At 65.9% G+C, this 21,536-nt stretch carries 26 protein-coding genes; 20 read left to right on the top strand and 6 right to left on the bottom strand.

Translation table 11 applies throughout. The features are described from left to right. The first annotated feature begins 2 nt into the window (after positions 1 to 2). The 3 genes from rplX to ACFXKN_RS12190 are packed head-to-tail and all read left to right on the top strand — an operon-like array spanning position 3 to position 1,075. Complete coding sequence (rplX, locus tag ACFXKN_RS12200; RefSeq protein WP_056818391.1) at positions 3 to 320, top strand: 50S ribosomal protein L24; 318 nt, start codon at positions 3 to 5, stop codon at positions 318 to 320. A 1-nt stretch (position 321) separates the two neighbouring features. Beyond that, positions 322 to 885 carry a 50S ribosomal protein L5 gene (rplE, locus tag ACFXKN_RS12195; RefSeq protein ID WP_056818389.1) on the top strand — a complete coding sequence of 188 codons (564 nt, stop codon included), beginning with the start codon at positions 322 to 324 and terminating at the stop codon, positions 883 to 885. A 4-nt stretch (positions 886 to 889) separates the two neighbouring features. Further along, positions 890 to 1,075 (top strand): type Z 30S ribosomal protein S14, encoded by a 186-nt coding sequence (locus ACFXKN_RS12190; protein WP_056818387.1) that lies wholly within the window; start codon positions 890 to 892, stop codon positions 1,073 to 1,075. A gap of 97 nt (positions 1,076 to 1,172) precedes the next feature. On the opposite strand, the gene ACFXKN_RS12185 is transcribed toward ACFXKN_RS12190, so the two are convergent. Next, the gene (locus ACFXKN_RS12185; protein ID WP_378953774.1) at positions 1,173 to 1,574 is read right to left on the bottom strand and encodes a PIN domain nuclease; all 402 of its coding nucleotides are present in this window, start codon (positions 1,572 to 1,574) and stop codon (positions 1,173 to 1,175) included. Further along, positions 1,571 to 1,795, bottom strand: coding sequence for a type II toxin-antitoxin system VapB family antitoxin (locus ACFXKN_RS12180; RefSeq protein WP_378953777.1), 225 nt, complete (start codon positions 1,793 to 1,795; stop codon positions 1,571 to 1,573). Before ACFXKN_RS12180 ends, ACFXKN_RS12185 begins: the two co-directional genes overlap by 4 nt. Before the next feature lie 176 nt (positions 1,796 to 1,971). Between ACFXKN_RS12180 and ACFXKN_RS12175 the strand changes: the two genes are divergently transcribed. Continuing rightward, positions 1,972 to 2,259 carry a hypothetical protein gene (locus tag ACFXKN_RS12175; protein WP_379432971.1) on the top strand — a complete coding sequence of 96 codons (288 nt, stop codon included), beginning with the start codon at positions 1,972 to 1,974 and terminating at the stop codon, positions 2,257 to 2,259. Then, positions 2,256 to 2,684: a type II toxin-antitoxin system VapC family toxin gene (locus tag ACFXKN_RS12170; RefSeq protein WP_379432970.1), complete on the top strand. Its 429-nt coding sequence runs from the start codon at positions 2,256 to 2,258 to the stop codon at positions 2,682 to 2,684. Before ACFXKN_RS12175 ends, ACFXKN_RS12170 begins: the two co-directional genes overlap by 4 nt. Before the next feature lie 126 nt (positions 2,685 to 2,810). Here the strand turns inward: ACFXKN_RS12170 and ACFXKN_RS12165 are convergent, their stop codons facing one another. Beyond that, positions 2,811 to 4,379 carry a protein kinase gene (locus ACFXKN_RS12165; protein ID WP_379432969.1) on the bottom strand — a complete coding sequence of 523 codons (1,569 nt, stop codon included), beginning with the start codon at positions 4,377 to 4,379 and terminating at the stop codon, positions 2,811 to 2,813. After that, positions 4,376 to 6,250: a sensor histidine kinase gene (locus tag ACFXKN_RS12160; protein ID WP_379432968.1), complete on the bottom strand. Its 1,875-nt coding sequence runs from the start codon at positions 6,248 to 6,250 to the stop codon at positions 4,376 to 4,378. The genes ACFXKN_RS12165 and ACFXKN_RS12160 overlap by 4 nt, the downstream gene beginning before the upstream one ends. Before the next feature lie 137 nt (positions 6,251 to 6,387). Between ACFXKN_RS12160 and ACFXKN_RS12155 the strand changes: the two genes are divergently transcribed. Next, positions 6,388 to 6,609 carry a hypothetical protein gene (locus ACFXKN_RS12155; RefSeq protein ID WP_378953793.1) on the top strand — a complete coding sequence of 74 codons (222 nt, stop codon included), beginning with the start codon at positions 6,388 to 6,390 and terminating at the stop codon, positions 6,607 to 6,609. Here the strand turns inward: ACFXKN_RS12155 and ACFXKN_RS12150 are convergent. Beyond that, complete coding sequence (locus ACFXKN_RS12150) at positions 6,602 to 8,161, bottom strand: alpha/beta hydrolase (RefSeq protein ID WP_379432967.1); 1,560 nt, start codon at positions 8,159 to 8,161, stop codon at positions 6,602 to 6,604. The genes ACFXKN_RS12155 and ACFXKN_RS12150 overlap by 8 nt on opposite strands. 447 nt (positions 8,162 to 8,608) lie before the next feature. Here ACFXKN_RS12150 and ACFXKN_RS12145 point away from each other — a divergent pair, with 447 nt between their 5' ends. After that, positions 8,609 to 9,265, top strand: a complete 657-nt coding sequence (locus ACFXKN_RS12145; protein WP_378954262.1) for a YoaK family protein — start codon at positions 8,609 to 8,611, stop codon at positions 9,263 to 9,265. 96 nt (positions 9,266 to 9,361) lie between these two features. On the opposite strand, the gene ACFXKN_RS12140 is transcribed toward ACFXKN_RS12145, so the two are convergent. Continuing rightward, positions 9,362 to 9,991 (bottom strand): hypothetical protein, encoded by a 630-nt coding sequence (locus ACFXKN_RS12140; protein WP_379432966.1) that lies wholly within the window; start codon positions 9,989 to 9,991, stop codon positions 9,362 to 9,364. Between the two features lie 720 nt (positions 9,992 to 10,711). On the opposite strand from ACFXKN_RS12140, the gene rpsH reads away from it, so the two are divergent. The 13 genes from rpsH (at position 10,712) to ACFXKN_RS12075 (ending at position 21,523) form a co-directional block, all read left to right on the top strand. Beyond that, positions 10,712 to 11,110, top strand: a complete 399-nt coding sequence (rpsH, locus tag ACFXKN_RS12135) for a 30S ribosomal protein S8 (RefSeq protein WP_056818383.1) — start codon at positions 10,712 to 10,714, stop codon at positions 11,108 to 11,110. Between the two features lie 15 nt (positions 11,111 to 11,125). Then, positions 11,126 to 11,665, top strand: coding sequence for a 50S ribosomal protein L6 (rplF, locus tag ACFXKN_RS12130; RefSeq protein ID WP_378953800.1), 540 nt, complete (start codon positions 11,126 to 11,128; stop codon positions 11,663 to 11,665). A 2-nt stretch (positions 11,666 to 11,667) separates the two neighbouring features. Further along, a complete protein-coding gene (gene rplR / locus ACFXKN_RS12125; protein ID WP_266296784.1) occupies positions 11,668 to 12,075 on the top strand; it encodes a 50S ribosomal protein L18 in 408 nt (135 codons plus the stop codon). A gap of 31 nt (positions 12,076 to 12,106) precedes the next feature. Further along, positions 12,107 to 12,760 carry a 30S ribosomal protein S5 gene (rpsE, locus tag ACFXKN_RS12120; RefSeq protein WP_378953802.1) on the top strand — a complete coding sequence of 218 codons (654 nt, stop codon included), beginning with the start codon at positions 12,107 to 12,109 and terminating at the stop codon, positions 12,758 to 12,760. A 1-nt stretch (position 12,761) separates the two neighbouring features. Continuing rightward, a complete protein-coding gene (rpmD, locus tag ACFXKN_RS12115; protein ID WP_056819257.1) occupies positions 12,762 to 12,941 on the top strand; it encodes a 50S ribosomal protein L30 in 180 nt (59 codons plus the stop codon). Between the two features lie 2 nt (positions 12,942 to 12,943). Then, complete coding sequence (gene rplO, locus ACFXKN_RS12110; protein WP_378598338.1) at positions 12,944 to 13,387, top strand: 50S ribosomal protein L15; 444 nt, start codon at positions 12,944 to 12,946, stop codon at positions 13,385 to 13,387. Between the two features lie 155 nt (positions 13,388 to 13,542). Then, positions 13,543 to 14,865, top strand: coding sequence for a preprotein translocase subunit SecY (gene secY / locus ACFXKN_RS12105; RefSeq protein WP_378953804.1), 1,323 nt, complete (start codon positions 13,543 to 13,545; stop codon positions 14,863 to 14,865). Further along, complete coding sequence (locus tag ACFXKN_RS12100; protein ID WP_378919119.1) at positions 14,862 to 15,407, top strand: adenylate kinase; 546 nt, start codon at positions 14,862 to 14,864, stop codon at positions 15,405 to 15,407. Before secY ends, ACFXKN_RS12100 begins: the two co-directional genes overlap by 4 nt. Before the next feature lie 59 nt (positions 15,408 to 15,466). Then, complete coding sequence (gene map / locus ACFXKN_RS12095; protein WP_379432965.1) at positions 15,467 to 16,264, top strand: type I methionyl aminopeptidase; 798 nt, start codon at positions 15,467 to 15,469, stop codon at positions 16,262 to 16,264. A gap of 73 nt (positions 16,265 to 16,337) precedes the next feature. Continuing rightward, positions 16,338 to 17,417: a BMP family protein gene (locus tag ACFXKN_RS12090; protein ID WP_379432964.1), complete on the top strand. Its 1,080-nt coding sequence runs from the start codon at positions 16,338 to 16,340 to the stop codon at positions 17,415 to 17,417. An 11-nt stretch (positions 17,418 to 17,428) separates the two neighbouring features. Further along, positions 17,429 to 18,946, top strand: coding sequence for an ABC transporter ATP-binding protein (locus tag ACFXKN_RS12085; RefSeq protein WP_379432963.1), 1,518 nt, complete (start codon positions 17,429 to 17,431; stop codon positions 18,944 to 18,946). A 28-nt stretch (positions 18,947 to 18,974) separates the two neighbouring features. Next, entirely contained in the window at positions 18,975 to 20,240 is a 1,266-nt protein-coding gene (locus ACFXKN_RS12080) for an ABC transporter permease (protein ID WP_379432962.1), read from the top strand. Beyond that, positions 20,237 to 21,523, top strand: a complete 1,287-nt coding sequence (locus ACFXKN_RS12075) for an ABC transporter permease (RefSeq protein ID WP_379432961.1) — start codon at positions 20,237 to 20,239, stop codon at positions 21,521 to 21,523. Before ACFXKN_RS12080 ends, ACFXKN_RS12075 begins: the two co-directional genes overlap by 4 nt. Positions 21,524 to 21,536: the final 13 nt, after the last annotated feature.

Here is a 21,536-nt window from a genome sequence, read left to right as displayed (position 1 = left end):
CTATGAAGGTGCACAAGGGTGACACCGTGCTCGTCATTTCGGGCAAGGACAAGGGCGCCAAGGGCAAGGTCATTCAGGCCTTCCCGGCGACCGGCAAGGTTCTCGTCGAAGGCGTGAACCGCATCAAGAAGCACGTCGCGGATTCCGCGAACCAGCGTGGCGCGTCCTCGGGTGGCATCGTCACCCAGGAAGCCCCCATCCAGGTTTCCAACGTGATGGTCGTCGACTCCGACGGTAACCCGACTCGCGTCGGCTACCGCACCGACGAAGAGTCCGGCAAGCGCGTCCGGATCTCCCGTAAAAACGGGAAGGACATCTGACATGACCACCTCTGAGCAGACTCAGCCCCGGCTGAAGGCGCGCTACCGCGCCGAGATCAAGGACGCGCTGAACGGCGAGTTCGAATACGCCAACGTGATGCAGATCCCTGGCGTTGTCAAGGTCGTCGTGAACATGGGTGTCGGCGACGCCGCCCGTGACGCGAAGCTGATCAACGGTGCCGTCAAGGACCTCGAGCTGATCACCGGCCAGAAGCCCGAAATCCGTAAGGCCACCAAGTCGATCGCGCAGTTCAAGCTGCGTGAGGGCATGCCGATCGGCGCGAAGGTCACCCTTCGTGGCGACCGTATGTGGGAGTTCCTGGACCGTCTCGTGTCCATCGCGCTGCCCCGTATCCGCGACTTCCGCGGCCTGTCGCCGAAGCAGTTCGACGGCAACGGCAACTACACGTTCGGCCTCAGCGAGCAGTCGATGTTCCACGAGATCGACGTGGATTCCATCGACCGCCCGCGCGGTATGGACATCACCGTGGTCACCACAGCGACCAACAACGAAGAAGGCCGCGCGCTGCTGAAGCACCTCGGCTTCCCGTTCAAGGAGAACTGAGCACATGGCTAAGAAAGCACTGCGCATCAAGGCGGAGGCCAAGCCTAAGTTCGCCGTCCGCGCCTACACCCGCTGCCAGCGTTGCGGTCGCCCGCACGCGGTCTACCGCAAGTTCGGCCTGTGCCGTATCTGCGTCCGCGAAATGGCGCACCGCGGTGAGCTCCCGGGCGTGCACAAGAGCTCCTGGTGAGCTTGCGCTCCTCGTGAGCGCACCCGCTTAAGCGAATAACGAAGCAAGGCACGGACTCTCGACGGAGAGTCCGTGCCTTGTCGCGTTTGTCGTGAATTCAGTCGATGCGTTGAACAGGCTGCCCGGTGAGGCGGGCGATGGTCTCATAGTCCGAATCCGCGTGCAGCACAGTCAGCTTGTGGTGTGCGGCGGTCACCGCGACGAGTAGATCGACCGGGCCCGCGCACTGATGCCAGCCCTTCTCGGCGAGGCGATCCTGCAGTTGCGCGGAATCCTCCCAGCAGGAATCGGGCATCGCGAAGTAGGGAAAGATCTCGTGAAGCAGACTGGCTGCCTCGTAGTAAGCGGGACGTCCACCCGCGGCACGTAGGTATTCCTGGCGAACGGGTTCGCAGATCCCCAACAGGCCGGAGCTGGCCAGCTGGTCCCATTGCGCACCGGTCTGGCCTCGAAAGAATCGCACCAGGGCGCTGGTGTCGGCGAGGAACCGTTCGGTCACGCCGCCGACTCATGGCCTGGGCGTGCCGGCCCGGTTTCGGGCAGGTCGATCTCGCCATTGGCGACCAGCGCCCGCATCCGGGCGATCGCCTCAGCGCGGCGGCGGCGATCGATGATCTCGCGCAATGCGGCGTTGACCGTGTCCTTCTTGGTCGTTGTTCCCAGGTATCGAGCCGCCTCGGCTAGCGCGGCGTCATCGAGATCGACCACTGTCCGTGCCATCTGAACCTCCGGTTGATATCTGTTTTCCAAATAGTATATCCGCGCGCCGGTCGTCTTTCGAGTCCCGGTTCCAGCCGAGCAGAGGTGGTCAGAGTGACAGGTCGGGTGTTGCCTGGGTCGGTTCGGACGGCCCCGATTGCAGTACCACGGCGTGGTACGCAGTAGTACATTGGGGTATGGCTGCTCCCGGAAAAATCCCCCCCGAAGTCAGCGTTCGCGCGTTCGTCAACGACTCCGGGCGGATCACCAGGAGTCTTCGTGACGGGGAGCGGTTCGTGCTCACGCTCAATGGTGAACCGTTGGCTGATGTGATTCCGATCCATCGCAGTCGCTTCGTCTCGACCGCAAGGGCCCAGCAATCCTTCGTCGGTGTTCCGGCTCTGGATGCGGATGACCTGCGGCGCGACCTCGACGCGATGGTGGATGATGAACTCGCTGACGATCCGTGGCCGGTGGACGAGTGAGCCGCCACGATCGGGGCGTTCTGGACACGTGCATCGTCGCGGCGCTCGGCCTGTTCGACGTCGCTGATCTTCCGGTGGAGTCAGCCATCACGGCTGTCACGCTGGGGGAGTTGTCGCACGGGCCGCACGCGACCGATGACGTCATCAAGCGGGCCAACCGCATCGCCGTACTGCAACGGGTCGAGGCCGAGTTCGGCGAGGCTCTGCCTTACGACAGCCGCGCTGCTCGCGTCTTCGGTCTGCTCTGCGCTCAGGTCTACGCTGTCGGTCGCAGCCCACGTCGACGGAGCTCGGACTTGATGATCGCGGCCACGGCCGCGAGTAACGGCCTGCCGCTGTTTACGACGAACCCAAAGGACTTCGCGGGCTTGGAGGCCGTGCTCACGGTTGTTCCGGTCGACCGGCCGTCGGGTGCCACCGGCTAGCTGGGCGAATAACGGTGCAAGGCAAGGGCTCTCGACTTGGTTGCCGGGCCGTATGATCGCCATGCGAAGGCGCTGTTGGGCGCGTTCGTCACGGCGCAATGGTAGTCCGACGCGGCCTTCGTGCGTTCAGTTGTAGACGCGTAGGTGGGTCAGGACGGCGAGGACGCGGCGGTGGTCGTCGGGTTCCGGCTGGAGACCGAGTTTGACGAAGATGCTGCGCACGTGGGTTTCGATGGTGCGCTCGCCGAGGAACAGGGCGGCGCCGATCGCGCGGTTGGAGCGCCCTTCGGCCATGAGCCGCAGCACTTCTCGCTCGCGGGCGGAGAGCTCGTCGAGCGGGAGGGCGCCGTGGTGCGGCCGGGAGACCAAGCGGCCGACCAGGTCGGGATCGATCGCCGAGCCGCCCGCGGCGACCCGTCGCAGGGCCGTCACGAACTCGTCGATATCGGAAACTCGGTCTTTGAGCAGGTAGCCGAGGCTGCGCGCGCCACCGGCGAGCAGGTCGAGCACGCTCTCGGTTTCGATGTACTGAGACAGCAGCAGCACCGCCGTTTCGGGAAACTCGCGACGGATCGTCACCGCCGCGTCGATGCCCTCGGTCGTGCAGGTCGGTGGCATCCGGATGTCGACGACCGCCACATCGGGGCGGTGCGCGCGGACCAAACCCAACAGCGCCACCGCGTCACCCGCCTGCCCCGACACCTCCAATCCCTCGTCCTCGAGCAGTCGCGCGATGCCCTGCCGAAGGAGCGCCGAGTCGTCGGCGAGCACAACGCGCAGTCGGGATGACTCCCGCGGCGGGAGAGGTTCGGGGATCGTCGGTAGCTCGGCGGTGGCGTCGGACGCCGCGGTGAGCACCGCTCGCGCGTCGGCGGCGAATTCCCCGCAGTTCGGATAGCGGGCATCCGGGCTCTTGGCCATCGCCCGCTCGATCACGGCGTCGAGGGCCTTCGGCAGCGAAGGCAGCCGGGAGCTCGGCAACGGTACCGGTGCGTTGAGGTGGCCGTTCATGATGGCCGCCGGACCCGGCCCCGGATAGGGCGCGCTGCCGGTGAGTAGATGGAACAGGGTGCAGCCCAGCGAATATTGGTCGGCCCGGTGATCGATCGCTCGCCCTTCTATCTGTTCGGGGGCCGCGTAACGCAGGGTGGCCACCATCATCCCGGCCGCGGTGAGGTGCACCGTGTCGTCGAGCGCTTTGGCGATGCCGAAATCGGTGAGCAGCACCCGCTCGGCCTCGCCCGGCTCGGTCGGGGCGGCCAGCAGGATGTTCGCCGGATTGACATCGCGGTGGAACACGCCCGCCCGGTGCGCGTAGTCGAGTCCCGCCGCGACCACCTCGACGATGTGCACGGCGCGCGCCGGTGCCACCGGCCCCTCGTGCACCAGATGGGCTGCGTCGGTTCCCGGCACCAGTTGCATCGCGATCCAGAGGCGGTCACCTTCCTGGCCCCGGTCGTAGACCGCCACGATGGCGGGATGTTCGAGCCGTGCGACATGATCTGCTTCGAATTCGAATCGGGTGCGGACATAGTCGTCCCCGGTGAGCGAGGGGTGCAGCACCTTGAGCGCGACGGTGCGCGGCAGCGTCGGGTGCCTGGCCGCGTAGACCGAGCCCATGCCGCCCGCGCCGAGCTTTCGCTCGATCGTGTAGCCCGCGAACACCGTGCCGGGTTCGAGGTCACCACCGCTCATGTGTCACCGCCTCGCCGTTGGCGCGAATCTTCATTGAACACCGGTTCCCGCGCGCGCAGCGGGAGCGTGGCGGTGAGAACCGTGCCGGTGCCGGGTGCGCTGTCGAGCAACAGCTGTCCACCGAGCGCGGCGGCTCGATCACACAACCCACTGAGCCCGCCACCAGGTCCGATGCTGGCGCCGCCGCGCCCGTCGTCGGCGATCACGAGCCGCGCGCTCTCGGCGACGACATCCACCTCGATGTCCACGTGCGTGCCGCCGGAATACTTGGCCGCGTTGGTGAGGGCTTCGGCGGCGATGAAATACGCGGCCAACTCGATCCCGGGCGCCGGCCTCGGCACCAGGTCGCCTTGGATTCGCACGGCGATCGGGGCGCGTTCGGCGAGGGCGGTCAGCGCGGCGGTGAGACCGCGCTCGGCGAGGATGGGCGGGAACACGCCCCTGGCCAGTTCGCGGAGTTCGGTGAGCGCGGTGTCCAGTTCGGCGGCGCCCTGCGTCATCAGGTCGTCCTGGGTCGCGGTGTCGGCCGAACGCTGTGCTCTGCGTAGCAGGATCGCCGCGGCGACGAGGCGTTGCTGGGCGCCGTCGTGCAGATCGCGTTCGACTCGGCGGCGTTCGGCGTCGCCCGCCGCCACGATGCGTTCCCTGGAGCGGCGCACTTCGGCGAGCTGGTCGGCCAGATCGTCGCGCAGGCGTTCGTGTTCGAGTGCGAGCTCGGTCGCGCCGCGCACCACCGCGAGCAGTGCCGGTTCGGTCTGCAATTGTTCGTCGAAGACGAGCGCGGCCAGTGGGGACCCGGCGGGCTCCAGCACGGTCGCCACCCTGGGGTCGGAATCGGCCGGTAGTTCTCGCGCGATCCCGTCGTCATCGACATAACACCCGCGCCCGGCATCGAAACGCCATAGTTCCAAGGTGGGGTCGTGCAATGCGCGGCGCAATGCCTCGACGAAGCCGGAACCGATCGGGGCGGCCCCGATCGCGACCATCGCATCGCCGACAGCGGACCGCGCTATGCGGTACCGCATCTGCCCGTACGCGATGGCCATCGGCAAAAGAACGATCGGGACGTAACGCAGGTCCAATACCCAGCTGTGCATCGAACCCGGCAACTGGATCGCGGTCGAGAGCAAGATCGCCAGGATGATCAGCCCGGCGATCGGCGCGAAGACCATCACCGGTGAGAAGCCGGATCGGTAGGCAGGCGTGCCCGTACGCCAGCGCCGCAGGACCACCCCGAGCAGCACGATGGCGAGGACGAAGACGAGCGCGCCGACCAGCAGCTGGATCCGATCGGCGATGACCGGATCGTGTCGGATCAACAACAGGTTGACAGATGTCGACCGGTGCGGCGCCGGGACTTCGCGCGGATCGAAGAACATCCACTCGGCTGACACGCCGATCACCGCCAATGCCCAGCACGCCCCGACACACCAGCGCTCCCACACATGGTTCAGTCGCCCGGACGGGAAGCCGAGGAGCACCGGAATCATCACCGGCAGATAGATATTCGTCAGCACCGCGCCGGCGGTGAACAGCGCCGGGTCGCTCGACCGGCGGACGCCGCCCGCGAGCCACACCAGGCCCGCCAGCACGAAGAGCGGTCCGGCCAGATCACGCGGCCGATTCGTCCAGGTGAACAGACCGGATGCGACGAAGGACGCCCCGGCCAGCAGGAACAGTACAAGCTCGACCCGCCCGAAAACCGGCGAAACCGCTGCCGCCTTGAACGCCTCACGCGGCCCGAGCAGCAGGATCCTGGCCGGGTCGTAGAGGGCGGCCTCCGACCAGTCCACCGACAACACCACGGCGACGCTCAGCGCGGCGGCACCTGCCGTCACCCCACCGATGAGCGCGATCGTACGAGGTGTCATCGAACAGCCTCCAACTAACCGACCTACTCAGGATCCTCTGCTGGAAACCGGCGCACAACCACCCGCGGATGTTGTGACGTTGGATGAAATGTTGATATTTCACTCCCGAGGCTGAGGCTGGTGTGTTCTCTTGGCGCATGAAGAAGTTCGCCACAGTCGCTGTTGTTTCCGTCGCGCTCCTCGGGGCGCCCGCTGTCGCATCCGCCGCCCCCATCGCGCCGGTTGCCGATTCCGGTTCGGGGGGTGGGTCGGGGTCGTCGGAGACGGCGTTGATCTGTTCGCCGATCGCGCAGTTGTTGTTCGCCGGGGGCAGCGTGGAGAAGCCGCCGCTCTACGACTTCCTCTGCTTGCTCAGTTGAACGGGGAGCGGTCGATTCCGCAGCTGATGCCGGCAGGAGGAAGTTGGCCGGTGAACAGGTAGTCGCGTTTGAGGTGTTCGGCGCAGGTGCTCTGGACGTACATGGAGCTGTGGCCCGCGCCTTCGATGACGACTACCTGGGCCCGGTTCAGTTGGGCCGCACCGGCTTTGGCGCCAGCCAGTGGGGTGGCCGGGTCGTATCGGCTGTTGAGGACGAGGATCGGGGCGGCGGTTTCGCGGTTCCACGGGCCGGTGTAGCGGTCTCGGTCCTCGGCCTGCCAGAAGGCGCAGGGGGTGGCGTTGAAGACCGCGGTTCGGCCGAAGTAGCGGGACTCGCGGTCAACGGCGGCGGCCACTCTGCTGTAGACGGCGGGGTCTGTGGGGACGGTGCTGTCGGAGCACTGGATTGTGTAGAAGGCCTCGACACGGTTGGCGGGATGGTTCTCGGCGAAAAGAGCATCGGGAACCCGCGCGGGGAGCACCGTTGCCGCGTCGAACAGGCTTTGGAGAAGAATCGCCAGGTCAGGATAGGTGTCGGGGCGGGAGAGGCTGCCCGCGGCGCTCACCACCTGGGAGAAGGTCCACGGGGTGCCGTCGACCGTGATCGGCGCGAGGCGCGCTCGTTCGGCCAGCGCGATCCACTTGAGTTTCGGGTCGCCCGCGGCGAACGCGCAGCGCGGACCCGCGGCAGAGCAGTCGCGCACGAAGGTATCGAAGGTCTCGGCGATGCCCGCGGCTACGCCCTGGCGGGTGTCCAAGGGCAGGTTCAGTCCGTCGGTGCCGTGGCCGTTGACATTGCCTTCGAAGTCGAGGGAACCGTCGAACGCCATCGCGCGGACCCGGCCGGGGAACATGTTGGCGTAGACCGCGCCGACCTGGGTGCCGTAGGAAATACCGTGGTAGGTCAGGGTCTGATCGCCGACCGCGCGGCGCAACAGGTCAAGGTCGCGGGCGGTGTTCGCGGTGGAGGCGTGGTGCAGGATCGGGCCGGCGTTCTCGGCGCAGCGGGCGGCGATGTCGGCGGAGGCGGCGAAGAACGCGGGCTCATCGCGCGGATCGGTGGGGGTGCCGGGGAAGGAAGCGAGGTACGCGGCCTGCTCGTCGGCGCTGGCGAAACACTGCGTGCCCGCGCTGCGCGAGACCGCGCGCGGATCCCAGGAGACCAGGTCGAACCGGGCGCGCAGTTCGTCGGAGAACAGCCACGGCCAGCGGGCTCGCTCGCGGAGCCGGTCCACGCCGGACGGGCCGGGCCCACCGAAGTTGACGAACAACGTCCCGATGCGCCGTGCGGGATCGGACGCGGGCAACTTGATGACCGCCAGGTCGATCTGCGCGGCGTGCGGGCTGTTGTAGTCCAGCGGCACCTGAGCCAACGCGCACTCGAATCCGTCCGCGCAACCCTCCCACCCCAGCGTCGGGGTGGCCGCCGCGTCGGCGAGCTGGTCGACGTAGGGATCGGCCGAAGCGCGCGCAGGCGTGACGAGCGCGCCGATCCCGAGCAGTACGGCGAGCAGATAGGCCGAGCCCCGGCGGCGTGCACGGTGGGAAGACAACGGCCGAGCCTCCTGCGCAGATCCGACGAACCTCGCGAAGCTACCACATTCGTGAGCGGCGCTCACGAACGCAAAGTGGTTGGTATCGAACGCAATTCGAACGATGGTGCGGATCGGCGGCCATCCTGCGGCGGCATCGCCGCAGGTCGTCGCCGATCTTTCGCGTGGCTGTCCTCGGAATTGATATCGAATTCTCGGTTACCGCGGTATTGCCGGCACCTCATAATCCTGTGTCTTTCCCGAGAATGTGATCTCCGTGCTGGTCGGAAATTTATTCCGTGGCTACTGTCGAGGGCGTTGCGCGACAATGCAGCGTGCAGATGGGTGTCAGTGTCGATCCCTTGCCAGAGCGAATGCAGAGGATGTGAAATTGTGACCCTGACCACAGAAAACAAGGCTCGTGACGTGGCCCACCGGGCGCCGCTGCGTGGGATTCCGGCGGGCGCGATGCCGATGGTCGCATTTCTTTCGATATTGGCCGGATTTATCGGTGCCGCGGCATATACGCATTCCGCCGGATATTTCGTGACATTCATGACCGGTAATACCGAGCGTGCCGTTCTCGGCTGGTTCGACAATGACCAGCTGCTGGCCACCGGGGCTATTACGCTGCTTTTCTCGTTCGGGCTCGGGGTGTTCGTGGCCTCGATACTCCGGCGGCGGTTGTGGCGCAGCGGCCACTACGGCGCGTCCGTGGTGACCACCGCGGCGCTCGCCGCGGCCGCGGTCGTCGACTACGCCCTCGACCGCACCGGCGGTCAGGAGGTGGGGTTCATCCCGATCGCGTTCGTCGCCTTCGCGGTGGGCGCGCTCAACACCGCGTTCGTCAAGAACGGCGAGACCAGCGTCCCGCTCAGCTATGCCACCGGAACGGTCGTGAAGCTGAGCCAGGGTATCGAAAGCCATGTCAGCGGGGGTAGTTCGCGCGATTGGCTCGGCTACGGCCTGCAATACGCGGCCTTCGCCGTCGGCGCCCTGCTCGGTGGCTTGATGAGCATGGTGGTGGGTGGCGAGATGATGCTGATCGTCGCCGCTGGTGTCTCGGCCTCGGCGATCCTGATCACCTACAAGACGGGCACGCGGGCAGGTCACACCGCCGCGTGAGGTGCGCTGCCCGCTCAGTTGACTGACGGTGGCGGAGCAGCCGTTTCGCCCGCCCCCGACGAAAGGGCGAAACGGCCGTCCGGCTCGGTTATCCGATCAAGGCAGAGCGTTGGCGATGGCGTAACCCGCCAGGCCGCCCAGGGTCGCGCCCGCGATGAGGCCGCCGCCGACGAACAGGAGCAGGCCGAATCCCGACAGCACCCAACCGGCGGGGCCGAGCAGGATGCCGTTGATGATGAAGGTCAGCACCAGTCCGGCAATGACACCGACGATGCCACCGATGACCGCGCCACCCGCGGCGGCGCCCAGCTGGGTCTGGAAGTCCTTGGCGGCCACGTCGTCGAGGCGGCTCATGCCGACCGGCGTCAGGGTCAGTTCGCGGCCGCTCGCGCTGATCGCCGGAATGAGGGTGATGTGCTGCCCGGCGATCTGGTAAGCGGTCGGGATCGAACCGATGGTCGAACCCGCGGCGTCGGTGATCGTGACGGCCGAGCCGTCGAGAGCGAACGCACCGCTGTCGAGTTCGGCCACTACGCCCCGGCCGTCGGCGCTACCCTGCGCGACATAGCCGACACTGCCGTCGACGCCCTGCTGAACCGGCAGCGCGGGGGTCGCGGCGGGCGCCTGGATCGGGGCCGGGGTGGTCTCGGCGTGCACGGTGCCCGCGCAGATCACGGTCGATGCCGCTGCCAGCATCGCGGTCGCGACGAATTTCCTGACGATCATTGTTTTCCTTTTCTACAGAGCGCTGCGACGCAGCACTGACCAGCGGGCGCGCTTGGCACGCCCGCTGGACAACCCTGCGGAGCAAGAGATTTCAGATGTCGGCGAAAATCCGAAGGCGCCTAGTGGCGGATGCCGAACCGGCTCGTGAATGCGCCGTGGGACTCGAGCTGTCGCGGAGTCCCCGAATTGGCGAGATGTCGCCCTGCAGTCGTCGACTGCACCCCCCTGGTGCGTAACATGGCACAAACCGTAACCCCAGCAAGATCAACTATTTCGCCGCGGCATAGTTGATCGCTATCAGTCACAGGTAACTGTGGTGCTCGGTCATGAGGTCCGATTGTCTTGCCGGGAAATCTGGCCCTATATGTCCAGCTGGCCGTAGCGTTACGGGATCGGTCGAAATGTGGCGGGAATTACAGCCTCTGCGGCGGGTTGCTCGGCGGGGGGCGCGTCGGGCAGTGAGCAACCTCGCTGACCCCGAGTTTGGTCCTGACCACGGCATTGCCTACACTAGAGCGGTTGCCTGGGCAGATCTGTGTCCGCTGCGCGCTTCGGCGCGGGTGGGACCGTGCCAGGCGCCGAGAGCTCGCAAGAGAACTCATCCGGTCGGCAAGTGCCGACCGGACCAGCCGAATTGTTGTAGGCCCACGGTCACCTGCGCGCGAGCGTGCGGGAGATGTTGCATGGGAACCGCAGCGAGAAAGGTGTCGAGGTCTAACCATGACCATGACTGATCCGATCGCAGACTTCTTGACGCGTCTGCGCAACGCCAACTCGGCGTACCACGATCAGGTGAAGGCGCCCCACTCGAAGATCAAGGTGAACATCGCCGAGATCCTCAAGCGTGAGGGCTACATCGCCGATTACCGCACCGAAGACGCGACCGTTGGCAAGGCCATCGTCGTCGATCTGAAGTACGGCCCCAGCCGTGAGCGCAGCCTGCAGGGCCTGCGTCGCGTCTCGAAGCCGGGTCTGCGTGTGTACGCGAAGTCCACCAACCTGCCCAAGGTCCTCGGCGGCCTCGGCGTGGCGATCATTTCCACGTCGACCGGTCTGCTCACCGACCGTCAGGCGGCCAAGCAGGGCGTCGGGGGCGAAGTCCTCGCCTACGTCTGGTAAGGGAGGTCAGGACTAATGTCGCGTATTGGTAAGAAGCCCATCGAGATTCCGGCCGGCGTCGACGTCAACATCGACGGCCAGGTTGTCACGGTCAAGGGGCCCAAGGGCACCCTGTCGCACACCGTGGCCGAGCCCATCACCGTCACCAAGGGTGAAGGTAATGAGCTCGAGGTTGCTCGTCCCAACGACGAGCGCGCGAACCGTTCGCTGCACGGCCTTTCCCGCACCCTGATCGCCAACATGGTCGAGGGTGTCACCAAGGGCTACGAGAAGAAGATGGAAATCTTCGGCGTCGGTTACCGCGTTCAGGCCAAGGGTTCGAACCTCGAGTTCGCCCTCGGCTACAGCCACCCGGTGCCGATCACGGCCCCGGCAGGCATCACCTTCGCGGTGGAATCGCCCACCAAGTTCTCGGTGTCCGGCATCGACAAGCAGGCGGTCGGTCAGATCTCCGCTGTCATCCACGGACTGCGTAAGCCCGACCCGTACAAGGGCAAGGGCATCCGCTACGCCGGCGAGGTCGTTCGCCGCAAGGTCGGAAAGACGGGTAAGTGATCATGGCGCAAACTGCTAACCAGAAGGCGAAGCGGATTCCGCTGGGCAAGGATGCTTCCACGAAGCGTCGCCTGTCGAAGACCCGCCGTCACTTCCGTCTTCGTAAGAAGGTCGAAGGCACCACCGAGCGTCCGCGCCTGGTGGTCAACCGCTCCGCGCGCCACCTGCACGCTCAGCTGATCGACGACTCGGTGGGCAAGACCATTGCCGCCGCTTCCTCGATCGAGGCCGACGTGCGCGCGCTCGAAGGTGACAAGTCCGCCAAGGGCGCGAAGGTCGGTCAGCTGATCGCCGAGCGTGCCAAGGCTGCCGGTATCGAGGCGGTCGTGTTCGACCGTGGTGGTCACGACTACCACGGCCGTATCGCGGCGCTGGCCGATGCCGCTCGTGAAGGTGGGCTGAAGTTCTGATGACTGCAATTTCTAACGGAAGGAACGTCTGATGCCGGGACGTCAGCGGCGTGACGGCGGCAGCGGACCCGCCGGACCCAACACCAACAGCAACGCCGGAGGCCCCGAGGGCAACCGTCGTGGCGGTGGCGATCGTCGCGGTGGCGGCGACCGTCGCGACAATGCGGCCGAGAAGAACCAGCTCGAGCGCGTCGTCGCGATCAACCGTGTCTCCAAGGTCGTGAAGGGTGGTCGTCGCTTCAGCTTCACCGCCCTCGTGATCGTCGGTGACGGCAACGGTCTGGTCGGCGTCGGCTACGGCAAGGCCAAGGAAGTTCCCGCGGCCATCCAGAAGGGTGTCGAGGAGGCTCGTAAGAGCTTCTTCCGCGTCCCGATGATCGGCTCGACCATCGTCCACCCGGTTCAGGGTGAGGCGGCGGCCGGTGTGGTCATGCTGCGTCCGGCTTCGCCCGGTACCGGTGTGATCGCCGGTGGTGCGTGCCGTGCCGTGCTCGAATGTGCCGGTATCCACGACATTCTGTCGAAGTCGCTCGGTAGCGACAATGCGATCAACGTCGTTCACGCGACAGTTGCCGCGCTCAAGATGCTCCAGCGTCCCGAAGAGGTTGCCGCTCGTCGCGGTCTGCCGATCGAGGATGTCGCTCCGGCGGGCATGCTGCGTGCGCGTGCAGGACAGGGAGCCTGACATGGCTGATCTCAAGGTAACCCAGATCAAGAGCACGATCGGTGCCAAGTCGAACCAGCGCGACAGCCTGCGGACGCTTGGTCTGCGGAAGATCCGCCAGTCGGTGGTTCGTGAGGACAACGCTCAGAACCGCGGTCTGATCAACGTCGTGCGCCACCTCGTAACAGTTGAGGAGGTCTAGACATGACCATCAAATTGCACCACCTGCGTCCCGCCCCTGGCTCCAAGACCGAGAAGACCCGTGTGGGTCGCGGTGAAGGTTCCAAGGGTAAGACCGCTGGTCGCGGTACCAAGGGCACCAAGGCGCGCAAGAACGTCCCCGCGGCGTTCGAGGGTGGCCAGATGCCGCTGCACATGCGTCTGCCGAAGCTTCGCGGCTTCACCAACCGCTTCCGGGTCGAGTACCAGGTTGTCAACGTTGGCCGCATCGCTGAGCTGTTCCCGCAGGGCGGCACCATCGGTAAGGCCGAGCTCGTCGCGGCCGGCGCCGTTCGCAAGAACGAGCTGGTCAAGGTTCTCGGCGACGGCGAGATCGGTGTCGCCATCCAGGTGACCGCCGACAAGGTGACCGGCTCCGCCAAGGAGAAGATCACCGCAGCCGGTGGCACTGTCACCGAACTGGCCTGACGGTACTCTGAATAGCAGTCGACACCGGACGAGTGGCAAACTCGTCCGGTGTCACTGTTAGAGTTCAGTCGTTGGCTGCCAAACCCTGTCATGGGCTGACGTTTCCGTAAAACCGATGTCGCATGGCATGACCATGTCGTTCGCCAGGAGGATTTGTGCTTTCCGCCTTCGTATCGGCCTTCCGGACTCCGGACTTACGGCGGAAGATTCTCTTCACGCTGGGGTTGATCGCGCTGTACCGGTTGGGTGCCGCGCTGCCGTCCCCCGGCGTCGACTACCAAAACGTCCAGGAGTGCGTGAAGCTGGTCTCCGGCGGTGAATCCGCCGGTATCTACCAGCTCATCAACCTCTTCTCCGGTGGCGCGCTGCTGCAGCTGTCGGTGTTCGCGATCGGCATCATGCCGTACATCACCGCGAGCATCATCATCCAGCTGCTGACCGTCGTCATCCCGCGGTTCGAGGAACTGCGCAAGGAAGGCCAATCCGGCCAGACCAAGATGACGCAGTACACGAGGTACCTGTCGGTCGCCTTGGCGGTCCTGCAGGCCACCGGTCTCGTCGCGCTCGCCTCGCGCGGTCAGCTGCTCCAAGGCTGCAACGAGCCGATCCTCGCTGATACCAGCATCTTCGGCATGATCATCATCGTGCTGGTGATGACCGCCGGTGCCTCGCTGGTGATGTGGTTCGGCGAGCAGATCACCGAGCGCGGTGTCGGTAACGGCATGTCGCTGCTCATCTTCGCCGGTATCGCGGCGCGTATCCCGATCGACGGCAAGAACATCCTCGACACCCGTGGCGGCCTCGTGTTCGGCCTGGTGTGTGGGGCCGTGCTGGCGATCATCGTGGCCGTGATCTTCGTCGAGCAGGGTCAGCGCCGGATTCCGGTGCAGTACGCCAAGCGCGTCGTCGGTCGCAAGATGTACGGCGGTTCATCGACGTACCTGCCGTTGAAGGTCAACCAGGCCGGTGTCATCCCGGTGATCTTCGCGTCCTCGCTGCTGTACCTGCCGAACCTGATCGCGCAGCTCACCGGGTCGAGCACGGCAACGGAGCCGAGCTGGTGGCAGGAAGCCATCCAGAAATACCTGGTGAACCCGTCCAACCCGGTCTACATCGCGATCTACTTCGGCCTGATCGTGTTCTTCACCTACTTCTACGTCGCGATCACCTTCAATCCGGAGGAACGCGCGGACGAGATGAAGAAGTTCGGTGGCTTCATCCCGGGCTACCGGCCCGGTAAGCCGACCGCCGACTATCTGAACTTCGTCCTGAGCCGCATCACCCTGCCTGGCTCGATTTACCTCGGTTTGGTCGCCGTGCTCCCGAACCTGTTCCTCGACATGGGCAATTCGGGTGCGGTGGCGAACCTTCCGTTCGGCGGTACCGCGGTGCTCATCATGGTCAGCGTGGGTCTCGACACGGTCAAGCAGATCGAGAGCCAGCTGATGAATCGAAATTACGAAGGGTTCCTCAAGTGAGAGTTGTTCTGCTCGGTCCGCCGGGTGCCGGCAAAGGTACTCAGGCCGTCCTGCTGTCAGAGAAGCTGGGCGTTCCGCACATCTCCACCGGAGACCTCTTCCGCGCGAACATCAGCCAGCAGACCGCCCTCGGTCGCGAGGCACAGAAGTACATGGACGCGGGCGACCTCGTTCCAAGCGACGTCACCAACCGCATGGTCGAGGCCCGCGTCGGCGAGCCCGATGCCGCGAACGGTTTCGTGCTCGACGGTTACCCGCGCACGGTCGACCAGGCCGACGCGCTGAAGAAGATCCTCGAGCACAACGGCACCAAGCTCGACGCCGTGCTGTGCTTCGTGGTCGCCGAGGACACCGTGGTGGAGCGCATGCTCTCCCGTGGGCGCGCCGACGACACCGAGGACGTCATCCGCAACCGGCTGCGGGTCTACCGTGAGGAGACCGAGCCGCTGCTCGAGTACTACGACGGTCTGGTCGTGACCGTCGACGGCATCGGCGAAGTCGATGAGGTCAACGCCCGCGCGCTCAAGGCGCTCGGACAGTAGCTCTTCACCTCCCCGCGCGAGCGGGGATGAGCCCCAGCGGATCGGAGTACTGAGGCCGGATGGTCTTCAACCGTAAGAAGAAGGTCGTGCCGTTCCGTTCGGCGGGCGAGCTGGATGCCATGCAGGCAGCCGGCGCGATCGTCGGTGCGACGCTGGTCGCCGTTCGCGCGGCGGCCAAGCCCGGCGTTTCGACGCTGGAGCTCGACGAGGTCGCCGAGGCGACGATCCGCGACGCGGGCGCTGTCCCGTCGTTCAAGGGTTATCACGGCTTCCCCGGCTCGATCTGTTCTTCGGTCAACGACCGTGTGGTCCACGGGATCCCCTCGGCGAGTGACATTCTCGCCGAGGGCGATCTCGTGTCCATCGACTGCGGCGCCATTCTCGACGGCTGGCACGGCGACTCGGCGTGGACGTTCGGCATCGGCAACATCATCGAGGCCGATCACCTGCTGAGCGAGGCGACCAGGCTCTCGATGGAGACCGGCATCGCGGCGATGCTACCGGGCAACCGGCTCACCGACGTCTCGCACGCCATCGAGCTGGGTACTCGCGCGGCCGCGCAGGCGCACGGTCGGCAATACGGCATCGTCGACGGCTACGGTGGCCACGCCATCGGCCGCGAGATGCACATGGATCCGTTCCTGCCCAACGAAGGCGCGCCCGGTAAGGGCCCGCGCCTGGTGGTCGGGTCGGTGCTGGCGATCGAGCCGATGCTGACGCTCGGCACCACCGACACCAAGACCCTCGATGATGAGTGGACCGTGGTCACCACCGACGGGTCGCGGGCCGCGCACTGGGAGCACAGCGTCGCTGTGACCGAGGACGGGCCACGCATTCTCACCCTGCGCCCGGAGTAGTCGGCGACGACTTTTCGGTGAAGTAATCTTTCTAAACCGACTGGCTGTTGGTGTGATCCTGTATCTCTGAGAGATGAGATCTCGCATCGCGCTGGTCGCTTGCGTGGCTACGGCACTGCTCGCCGGTTGCGCCGAGCCGCCGCCGAACGCGCGCTATACGGGATCGGGCAATACCTACGGCACGGCGAACGCGGGTTTCGAGACCTGCATGGTGACCGACGCGGGCGGTGTCGACGACAAGTCGTTCAACGAATCCGGCTGGAACGGTGTGAAAGCCGCGATCGACGCCAACCCCGGTGTCTACGGCTCCTACCGTCAGTCCAATAGTTCCGCCGACTACGAACCCAACCTGCGAGCCTCGGCCGACGACGACTGCGATCTGGTGATCGGCGTCGGCGGCCTGATGGCCGAGGCGGTGGCGCAGGTGGCAGGCGAGTATCCCGATCAGCGTTTCGCGATCGTGGACGCGCACGTCGAGTTGGGCAATGTCTACTCGATGGAATTCAACGCCGCCCAATCTTCTTATCTGGCAGGCTATCTCGCGGCCGGGATGTCCAAGACCGGTCGGGTCGCCACCTGGGGTGGCATGGAGATTCCCGCGGTGACCATCTTCATGGACGGGTTCGCCGCCGGGGTGGCCGGCTACAACACCGAGCACGGCACCGCGATCGCCGTGCTCGGTTGGGACGTCGAAGACCAGAACGGCTCGTTCACCGGCAACTTCGACGATACGAGCGCGGGCCGCTCACTCACCGAGAACTTCATCGCCCAGGGCGCCGACGTGATCCACCCGGTGGCCGGGCCGGTCGGGATGGGCGGGGCCTCCGCCGTGCAGGACTCCGCCGGTGTATCCATGATCTGGGTGGATTCCGATGGCTACCAAGCGGTTCCGGAGTACCAGGACATCATGTTGTCCTCCTCGATGAAGGACATCGCCGCCGCGATCCGCGTGGCGATCGACAATGCCTACAGCGACGGTGTCATGGACGGTCGATACGTGGGCACCTTGAGCAATGCCGGGGTCGGGCTCGCGCCGTTCCACGATTTCGACGCGAAGGTGCCGCAGCCGCTGAAGCAGGAGCTCACCGAGCTGCGAAGCGACATCGTCGACGGCAAGATCGTGATCCATTCCCCGGCCGCCCCGAAGCTGTAGAGGACACGCCCATGCGACTCGAAGTACAGGGACTGACCAAGGCATTCGGTGCGTTTCTCGCCGACGACAGCGTCGACCTGGTCGTCGAGCCAGGGCAGGTGCACGCGATCCTCGGGGAGAACGGCGCGGGCAAGTCGACGCTGATGAACATGCTGTACGGCATCCTCGAACCGACCAGCGGGCAGATCCTGATCGACGGCGAGCCGGTGCGGCTGCGATCGCCCAGCGATGCCATCGCCGCCGGAATCGGCATGGTGCATCAGCATTTCAAGCTCGTCGGGCCGTTCAGCGTCGCCGACAATGTGCAGCTTGGTCGTGAACACGTCAAGCGCGGGAGCCTCGATCGGGCGACCGCGCGGCAGGCGGTGCTCGAGGTGTCGCAGCGGTACGGTCTGGCGCTCGACCCCGACGCGATCTGCGAAGACCTGCCGGTCGGCGTGCAGCAGCGCGTCGAGATCGTGAAGGCGCTCTCGGGCAAGACCGATCTGCTGATTCTGGACGAACCGACCGCGGTGCTCACCCCGCCCGAAGTCGCTGAGCTGCTCGACATCATCGGCAATCTCACGGCCTCGGGGATGTCGGTGATCTTCATCAGCCACAAGCTCAAAGAGGTCAAGGCCATCGCGGACACGATCACTGTCCTGCGGCGCGGGAAGGTGGTGACCGAGGCATCGCCCGACGACAGCGAGGCAGAGCTGGCGTCGGCGATGGTCGGACGCTCGGTGGTGCTCACCGTGGATCGGCCGCAGGCGCGGCCGGGCGAGATCGCCTTGGACGTCAAGGATCTGACGGTGCTCGGCGAGCGCGGGACGCCGATGCTCGATGGACTGAACCTGCAGGTACGGGCCGGTGAGATCGTCGGGTTGGCCGGGGTGGAGGGCAACGGTCAGACCGAACTGGCCAGAGCGGTGCTCGGCACCGTCACGCCCGAGAGCGGCTCGGTCGAGATGGGCGGCACCCCGATCACCGGGTGGGACCCGTACCGGCGGATCGTCGCCGGGCTCGGCTACATCCCGGAGGATCGCGGCCGCGACGGGCTGGCCGCCGATTTCACCGTCGCCGAGAACCTCGTCCTCAATCAGTATCGCGACAAACCGCTGTCCAATCGTGGGGTGGTCGATGCGGCGGCGGTGCGCTCGCTCGCCGACAAGGCCATCGCCGATTTCGACATCCGCACCAGAGGGCCGGGGGAGCTGGTGTCGGCGCTTTCGGGCGGCAATCAGCAGAAGGTGGTGATCGCGCGCGAATTCTCCAGGCCGCGTTCGGTTCTGGTGGCAGCGCAACCCACCCGCGGGGTGGATGTGGGTGCCATCGAGTTCATCCACCGTCGTCTGGTCGCCGAACGTGATTCGGGGACCGCGGTCCTGCTCATCTCCGCGGAGCTGGACGAGATCCTGGCCCTGTCCGACCGCATCGCGGTGATCCACAACGGGCAGATCGTCGGCGTCCTCGCCCCGGATACGCCGCGCGAGATCATCGGTCAGCTCATGGCAGGCCACCGTCCCGCAGATCCAGCCACCGCGAGCTGAGCTGTAGTCGTCGACCCCGAGGACATCCATGCCGAGTACGACCATCGACTCACCCGGCGAGCGTAAACCGGAAAAGCGCGACGTCGGCCGCACTTTCATCGGGTACCTGACCGAGGCCAACAGCGTGATGGTGACGATTTATTCGCTGCTGCTCGCCTTCGCGATCGGCGCTCTGCTGATCATCGTCTCCGACGCGTCGGTGCGGGGAGCATGGGGCTATTTCTTCAACCGGCCCGCCGATGCGCTGAGCTTCTCGTGGCAGGCGGTGAGCACGGGATATCGCGATCTGTTCGAAGGCGCGATCATCGACTTCGGGCGCCTGCGACAGTATTTCGACGGGGATGCCACGCTCGCCCAGGTGCTGCGGCCGATCTCGGAGACGCTCACCTACGCGACCCCGCTGATCTTCACCGGACTCGCTGTCGGCCTGGCTTTCCGGGCCGGACTGTTCAATATCGGCGGGCACGGGCAGTTCATCTTCGGCATGCTCGGCGGTGTGATCGTCGGGTTCGCGCTCGACCTGCCGCCGCTGCTGCATGTGCCGCTGGCCCTGCTCGCGGGTGCGCTCGCCGGTGGTCTACTCGGTGCCATCCCCGGTGTGCTCAAGGCGAAAACTGGTGCACACGAGGTTATTTCGTCGATCATGTTGAACAACATCGCTACCTATTTCCTGCTCTGGGCGTTGGGCACCACGTTCATCCATTCGACGACCTCGCAGGAGCTGGTCTCCAAGCAGGTGGACTTCTCCGGCCGACTGCCGCGGCTGCTCGGGTGGGCCGGGTCGGGGCTGCGGGTCAGTGCGGGGCTGTTGCTCGGGCTGGCGCTCGCGGCCGGAATCTGGTGGCTGCTGCGAAAATCCACCTTCGGGTACCGGATTCGCGCGGTCGGCGCCAATACCCACGCGGCGGCGACGGCAGGCATCGATATCGGGCGCACGTTCATCACGACGATGGGGGTGTCGGGCGGGCTGGCCGGATTGGGTGGTGCCGCGCTGGTGCTGGGCCTGAACCCGTACACGGTGAACCCGGGCACGGTCGCGGAATTCGGGTTCGACGGGATCACCGTCGCTCTGCTAGGGCGGGCGCATCCGGGCGGCATCGTGGCCGCGGCACTGCTGTTCGGTGCGTTGAAATCGGGCACGCTGCACATGCAGCCCGCCATCCCGGTCGAGATGTCCACGCTGTTGCAGGCCGTGATCGTGCTGTTCGTGGCCGCGCCCGCGCTGGTGAAAACCCTGCTGCGCCTGCGCACACCGCGCGGTGGCCTCAATACTCTGGAAGCGAGGGGCTGGTGAGTACCACTACCGCGTCACCGGTCGTCACGATCGAAGCCGCCCCGCACCGTGTGGCCGGGGTGGTGCTCACCGTGCTCGGCATCGGTCTCGGCGTCCTCGGGCTGTCGTTCATCGATGGTGGGCGGACGACCACCTTCCGGCTGGATCAGACCATCGAAAGTGGCTGGACTGTCGGCACTCTCACGATTGTGCTGATCCTCAGTGTCCTCACGGTGGTGCTCGGCGGTGTGCTGCTCGCCAGGCCGCTCTCGCGGCGAGCGCACGGGGTGATCGTCGGCGTCGCGGTGGCGGCTCTGGTGATCGCCGCGCTGTCGTGGGTGGTGACGCCGGGTGTCGGCTTTCCGGTGGAGTTCGTGCTGGCCTCGACGTTGTTCCTGGCGCTGCCGTTCATCTTCGGCGCGCTGTCGGGTGTGGTCTGTGAACGTTCGGGCGTGATCAACCTCGGCATCGAGGGGCAGTTCCTGGCGGGTGCGTTCACCGCGGTGCTGTTCGCCTCGATCACCGACAACCCCTACCTCGGAATACTGGCCGCGGTGCTCAGCGGCATGGCATCGACGCTGCTGCTGGCCTGGCTGGCCACCCGCTTCGAGGTGAACCAGCTGGTCACCGGTGTCATCCTCAACCTGCTGGCGCTCGGCCTCACCGGCTTCCTGTTCGAGCGGCTCATGCGCATGGACCATTCGCTCAACGAGCCGAGCACGGTGCCGCGCATCGGCGGGTTCCTCCACGACATCGGCCTCGGTTTCCTGACCGACATCCCGGTGCTCGGCCCGGTGCTGTTCGACCAGAACCTGTTCGTCTATGTCGCGCTGGCCTGCGTGTTCGGGCTGTCGTACCTGCTGTTCCACACCCGCTGGGGCCTGCGCACGCGGGCCGTCGGCGAGCATCCCGCCGCGGCCGACGCCGCGGGCATCGACGTGAACCGCCTGCGCTTCTGGAACGTCACCTGCGCCGGTGCCCTGTCGGGTTTCGGCGGCGCCTTCTTCACCATCGCCAACAATGTGGCGTTCAGCAAGAACATGACCGCCGCGCTCGGCTTCGTCGCACTGGCGGTGATGATCGTCGGCCGCTGGAAGCCGGTCGGCGCCCTGCTGGCAGCCCTGCTGTTCGGCTTCTCCAGCGCCCTGGAACGCTTCCTCAACACCATGCCGGGCAACCCGATCCCCACCGAGTTCCTCGGCATGCTGCCGTATGTGGTGACCCTTGTTGTGGTAGCTGGGTTCATCGGAAAGGCGGTCGCACCTGCTGCCGACGGCATTCCCTACCGGCCTGGCGACAAGTAGTTTGGTGGGATGT

Source organism: Nocardia sp. NPDC059195, assembly GCF_042754695.1.
Taxonomy (GTDB): Bacteria; Actinomycetota; Actinomycetes; order Mycobacteriales; family Mycobacteriaceae; genus Nocardia.
This window is presented reverse-complemented; position numbering and strand designations above follow the sequence as displayed.